The sequence below is a fragment of the Streptomyces sp. NPDC020958 genome (assembly GCF_055562175.1).
In genome coordinates this window covers 1-6,521 of record NZ_JBVHFU010000040.1, presented here as the reverse complement: position 1 = coordinate 6,521, position 6,521 = coordinate 1, and the positions used below count along the sequence as shown (strand labels likewise).

General features: G+C 71.8%; 1 protein-coding gene. It reads right to left on the bottom strand.

What is annotated here, in order from left to right; translation table 11 throughout:
- Nucleotides 1-6,479: SDR family NAD(P)-dependent oxidoreductase (locus ACZ3KP_RS40830; RefSeq protein ID WP_467506192.1), on the bottom strand; the 6,479-nt coding region annotated here is incomplete at its 3' end.
- Nucleotides 6,480-6,521: the final 42 nt, after the last annotated feature.

Below are 6,521 nucleotides of genomic sequence, written 5' to 3'. Positions count from 1 at the left end.
AGCGCCTGCGCCTCGATCGGATCACCGAGGCGGGTGCCCGTACCGTGGGCCTCCACCGCATCCACATCAGCCGACGACAGACCCGCCGCCGCCAGCGCCTGACGGATCAAACGCTGCTGGGACGGACCGTTCGGAGCCGTCAGACCATTCGACGCACCGTCCTGATTCACCGCACTCGACCGGAACACGGCAAGCACCTCGTGACCGTTACGGCGAGCGTCGGACAGCCGCTCCAACACCACCACGCCGACGCCCTCGGACCAGCCCGTGCCGTCAGCGCTGTCGGCGAACGACCGGCACCGGCCATCCGGGGACAGACCACCCTGCGCAGTGAAGCCCACGAAGGCATCCGCAGTGGCCATGACGGTGACGCCGCCGGCCAGCGCCAACGAGCACTCCCCCGCCCGCAGCGCCTGCGCCGCCAGATGCATCGCCACCAGCGACGACGAACACGCCGTGTCCACGCTCACCGCGGGACCCTCCAGCCCCAGCGTGTACGCAACCCGCCCCGAGATCACGCTGGCCGCGCCACCCGTGATCTGATGACCCTGCAACTGCTCCCCACCACGGGCGACAAGATCGGCGTACCCGGAGGAGTAGACGCCGGCGAACACGCCGGTGGAGCTGCCGGCCAGAGAGTGGGGATCGATTCCCGCCCGTTCCAGCGCCTCCCACGACACCTCCAGCAGCAACCGCTGCTGCGGATCAGTGGCACGCGCCTCGCGCGGCGAGATACGGAAGAACGCCGCATCGAAGCCATCGACACCCTCGACAAAGCCACCCTCGCCGGTTGCCGAGGATCCGGATCCCGTTTCCCCGGATCCCAGCAGCGCATCCAGATCCCAGCCGCGATCGGCCGGGAACGGCGTGATCCCGTCCACCCCGGCCGCCACCAGGTCCCACAACTCGTCCGGACCCGTGACACCGCCCGGGTAACGGCAGGCCATGCCGACCAGCACGACCGGGTCGTCGGCGACCGGAACCGGCAGCGGCGCGGCAGCCCGGACGGGAGCGATCTCACCGGCCAGGAAGGCTGCCAGCCGGGTGACCGTCGGGTAGTCGAAGACCACGCTCGAGGGCAGCGCCCGTCCCGTCCTGGACTGCAGCAGGTTGCGCAGCTCGACCGCGGTCAGCGAGTCGAAGCCGAGCTCCTTGAAGGGCTGCCCGGTGTTGATCCGCGTGCCGGAGGCGTGCCCCAGCACGGTCGCGGCCGCGTCACCGACCAGCTCGACCAGCAGGGCCCGGGCCTGGTCGCCGGAGAGGCCCGCGAGCCGTTCCTGGAGCCCGTCACGACTGCTGCCACCATTGTCGGCGGTGCGGCGCACGGTGCCACCCACCAGGGTGCGCCACAGCGGTGGCACCTCGCCCTGCGCTCGCATCGCCCGGGGGTTGAAGCGGGTCAGCGCCAGCAGGGGACGATCGCTGCGCAGTGCCCGGTCGAAGAGGGCGAGCCCCTGGTCCACCGCGAGTGGCGGCGTGGCCGAGCGGGCGATCCGCCGGAGGTCGGCACCGGACAGGCCGCTGGTGAGGCCCAGTTCGTCGGTCCAAGGGCCCCACGCCAGGGCGAGACCGGGCAGGCCGTCGTGACGGCGGAGCTGCATCAGCGCGTCGAGGAAGGCGTTTCCGGCGGCGTAGTTGCCCTGGCCGCCGCTGCCGATGAGTCCCGCGACGGAGGAGAACATCACGAACAGGGAGAGGTCGAGTTCCCGGGTCAGCTCGTGCAGGTGCCAGGCGGCGTCCGCCTTCGGGGCCAGGACGCGGTTGAGCTGCTCCCGTGTCAGGGTGTCGATGACGCCGTCGTCGAGGATGCCCGCCGCGTGGACCACGCCACCGATGGTGTGGGCAGCCAGCACGTCCGCCAGGGCCGCCCGATCGGCAACGTCGCAGGCCACGACTTTCACCGTGGCGCCGTGCTCTTCCAGGTCGGTCACCAGGACGGCGGCCCCCGGCGCGTCCGGGCCACGTCGGCTCAGCAGCACCAGGTCGCGGACGCCGTGCGCGACGACGAGGTGCCGTGCGATCAGCCCGCCCAGGCCGCCGGTGCCGCCGGTGACCAGGACCGTCCCGGTCACCTCGGGAGCCGGCGAGGACTCCGCGGTGGCACGGGCCAGGCGGGCGGCGCGCCAGGTTCCGTCGCGCAGGACCAGTTGCGGCTCGCCGGCGGCCAGGACGCGGCCCAGCAGTGCGCCGTCGACCTCGGCGTCGGTGTCCAGCAGCACGATCCGGCCCGGGTTCTCGGACTGCGCAGAGCGCACCAGGCCCCACACGGCCGCCGCGGCCACGTCGGTCACCACGGGCGCCACCGCACCCTGCGTGACCACGACCAGCGGGGTCGTGCTCTCGATCAGCTGATGCTGCAGCTGTTCCAGCACCCAGCCGGTCAGCTCATGGACCGCTGTCGGAACCGGTTCCCCATCGCCGGAAACGCTGAGCACGACCGCTTGCGGTGTGCTGGACCGCCGCGTGAAACCGTGCTGGCCGACCGCTGTCCAGTCGTCGATCGGGGCGGCCGACGGGACGGGAACATCGATCCAGTCCCACGTCAGCAGCGCCGCGTCGCCCGTACCGATGGTCAGTGTTTCGGCCGTGAGCGGCCGCATCGCGACCGATCCGATCGCCAGGACCGGCGCTCCGGTGCCGTCGGCGGCCTCCACCGCCACCTCGGTGGGCGCGGTGCGGGTGAGAACGACACGCAGCCGCTCGGCGCCGCGGGCATGCAGGACCACGTCGGTGAACTCGGACGGCACCCCGTCGAAGGCCGCGGCCCGCAGCGCGGCGTCGAGCAAGGCCGGGTGGAGACCGAACGCCTCCGCACCGGCCGAGCCGGGCACCTCGACCTCGGCGAAGATCTGGTCGCCCAAATGCCAGGCGTGGACCAGGCCGGGCTGGGATTCGACGTCCAGCTCTGTCGCGCCCGGCGCCGGCCAGCCGTCTCCCCACGCCCCTGTTTCCCGTGCACCGCCGGCGCTCAGCACGCCGGAGACGAGTCGAGTCCATTCGTCCTGACCGTCGGGTCGGGCGTGCACCGTGACCGTCCGGCGCGACGTGCCGGGCCCGGGCGCGCCGAGGGCTACCTGCAGCTGCACACCGCCCTGGGCGGGCAGCACCAGCGGCGCCTCCACGACCAACTCGTCGATCCGGTCGGAGCCCACGCTGTCACCGGCGCGCAGTGCCAGCTCGACCCAGCCCGTGGCGGGGAAGACGGCCACGTCCTCACCGGCGGGAGCGGCCAGCCACGGGTGGGTCCGCAACGACAGCCGGCTGGTGAAGACCACGCCATCGGTCTGCGGCAGCGTCAGCATGGCCCCCAGCAGCGGGTGTTCCGCGGCACTGAGGCCGGCCGCGGTCACGTCGGCGGGTGCGGCGGAGGGGGCGGGCCAGAAGCGCTGATGCTGGAAGGCGTACGTCGGGAGGGCGACCCGCTCGGCACCGCGGCCGGCGAACACCGGGGACCAGTCCACCGCGATGCCGTACGCGTGTGCCTGCGCGACCGATGTCACCAGCCTCTGCAGGCCGCCCTCACCGCGCCGAAGCGTTCCGACCACCGGGACGGTGTCCTGGATGACGGGCAGCAGCACCGGGTGCGGGCTGATCTCGATGACCACGCCGGGCTCGGCCGCCGTCAGTGCCTGTTCGAACAGCACCGTGTTCCGCAGGTTCCGGAACCAGTACGCGGCGTCCCAGCCCACGGTGTCCATCAGCTCGCCGGTCACCGACGAGACGACCGGCACCTCCGATGTCTGCGGGGTGATGGCAGCCAGGTCCGTCAGCAACCGGTCCCGGATCTCTTCCACCAGCACCGAATGCGAGGCATAGTCCACGGCAATCCGCCGCGCCTGGACCCCGTGCTCGTCGCAGTACGCCTGCAACCGGTCAAGCGCCGCAGCCTCACCCGAGACCACCGTGGCCCCCGGACCGTTGATGACCGCCAAGGACAGCCCCGGCCGGTCCGCGATCAAGTCCCGCGCCGCCGCGGCCGGCACCGACAACGCCATCATGCCGCCACCGGTCAGATGCTCCGCGATCGCCCTGCTCCGCAACGCCACCACCCGGGCACCGTCGGACAACGACAACGCACCCGCCACACACGCCGCCGCGATCTCGCCCTGCGAATGACCCACCACCGCAGCCGGTTCCACCCCGTACGAGCGCCAGACCGCGGCCAGCGACACCATCACCGCCCACAACGCCGGCTGCACGACATCCACCCGCTGCAACGCAGCTTCGTCGCCGAGCACGTCGGCCAGCGACCAGTCCACGAACGGTTCCAGAGCCTCCGCGCACTCACGCATCGACGAGGCGAAGACAGGCGAAGACCCGATCAGCTCCTGAGCCATCCCCACCCACTGCGCACCCTGACCCGGGAAGACGAAGACCACCTTGTCGCCGGGCCGGACCATCCGCGGGACGACCTCGCCGGCGGCCACGGCGCGCAGGCCGGCCAGCAGTTCGTCCCGGTCCGCGCCGACTGCCGCGGTCCGATGGGTCAAGGCGGCTCGCGCGCTGATCAGCGACCAGGCCACGTCCACCGGACGCAGTTCGGGAACCGATTCCACGTGTTCCAGAAGACGGGCCGCCTGTGCCCGCACCGCCTCGTCCGACGCGCCCGAGATGATCCACGGCACCACGCCGCCGCCCCCGGCCTCCGGCTCGGCGGCCACAGATTCGGCGGCCACGGATTCGCCGGCGATGGATTCGGCGACTGCAGGGTCGGTAGCTGCGAGCTCGGTTGCCTCGGGAGCTTCGAGGATGACATGCGCGTTGGTACCGCTGACACCGAACGAGGACACCCCGGCACGCCGCGGACGACCCGTCTCCGGCCACGGCACCGCATCCGTCAGCAGCCGCACATCACCCTGCGTCCAGTCCACCTGAGTCGACGGCTCATCGACATGCAGAGTCCTGGGCAGAACCCCATGACGCAGCGCCATGACCATCTTGATCACACCACCGACACCCGCGGCAGCCTGCGCATGACCGATGTTCGACTTCAACGACCCCAGCCACAACGGCCGGTCGCCGGGACGGTCCTGGCCATACGTGGCCAGCAACGCCTGCGCCTCGATCGGATCACCGAGCCTGGTGCCCGTCCCATGGGCCTCCACCGCATCCACATCAGCCGACGACAGACCCGCCGCCGCCAGAGCCTGACGGATCACCCGCTGCTGGGACGGACCGTTCGGCGCCGTCAGCCCATTCGACGCACCGTCCTGATTCACCGCACTCGACCGCATGACCGCGAGAACCTCATGGCCGTTGCGCACAGCGTCGGACAGCCGCTCCAACACCACCACGCCGACGCCCTCGGACCAGCCCGTCCCGTCAGCGCTGTCGGCGAACGACCGGCACCGGCCGTCTTCCGCGAGCCCGTTCTGTGCCGTGAACTCCAGGAACATCTCGGGCGTTGCCATCACGGTGACGCCGCCGGCCAGCGCCAGGTTGCACTCCCCCGTGCGGAGAGCCTGCGCGGCGAGGTGCATGGCCACCAGCGACGACGAGCAGGCGGTGTCCACGCTGACGGCGGGACCTTCCAGCCCCAGGGCGTACGCCACCCGGCCGGAGATGACGCTGCCGGCGCCGCCGGTCAGCAGGTGTCCCTGTAGTTGCTCACGGGAGACGAGGTCGCCGTAGCCGGATCCGTAGGCTCCGGCGAAGACGCCGGTCGGGGTGCCCGCCAGCGTTTCGGGATCGATTCCCGCCTGTTCCAGCGCCTCCCACGACACTTCCAGCAGCAACCGCTGCTGCGGATCAGTGGCCAGCGCCTCGCGCGGCGAGATGCGGAAGAACGCCGCGTCGAAGCCGTCGACGCCGGCTACAAAACCGCCGCGGCTCGTGGCGGAGACTTCCTGCAACCGGTCCAGGTCCCAGCCGCGATCGGTGGGGAAGGGCCCGGTCGCGTCGGCTTCCTCGGCGACCAGGCGCCACAGCCCGTCCGGGTCGGACACGCCGCCGGGGAAGCGGCAGGCCATGCCGACCAGGACGATCGGATCGCCGGTGACGTCGGCCGCGGCCTGCGGCGTGGCCGGCTCGGCCCGGCCGGCGAGATGCTCCGCGAGCCGGGTGACCGTCGGGTAGTCGAACACCGCGCTGCCTGCCAGCTCGATGCCGGTGCGGCTCTGCAACAGGTTCCTCAGCTCGACCCCTGTCAAGGAGTCGAAACCGAGCTCTCGGAACGTGCGGTGGGTGTCGAGCGCGGTGTCAGGGTGGTGGCCCAGGACAACGGCCGCGGACTCCCGGACCACGTCACGCAGGGATCGCCCGCTCTCCACCTGAGGCCGACCGGCGAGCTTCGGCGTGGGCGACACGCGCTCGACGCCGGGCCAGTAGCGTTGCCGCTGGAACGCGTAGGTCGGCAGCGCCACCCGACGCGCGTCCAGGCCCGCGAAAGCCGGCGCCCAGTCCACGGCGACACCGTTCGCCCAGAGATGCCCGACCGCGGCCAGCACCGCCTCACCGTCGTCACGCCTGCGCCGCAACATCGGCACACTGTTGTCCACCAGCCCCGACAACACCCCGTCCGG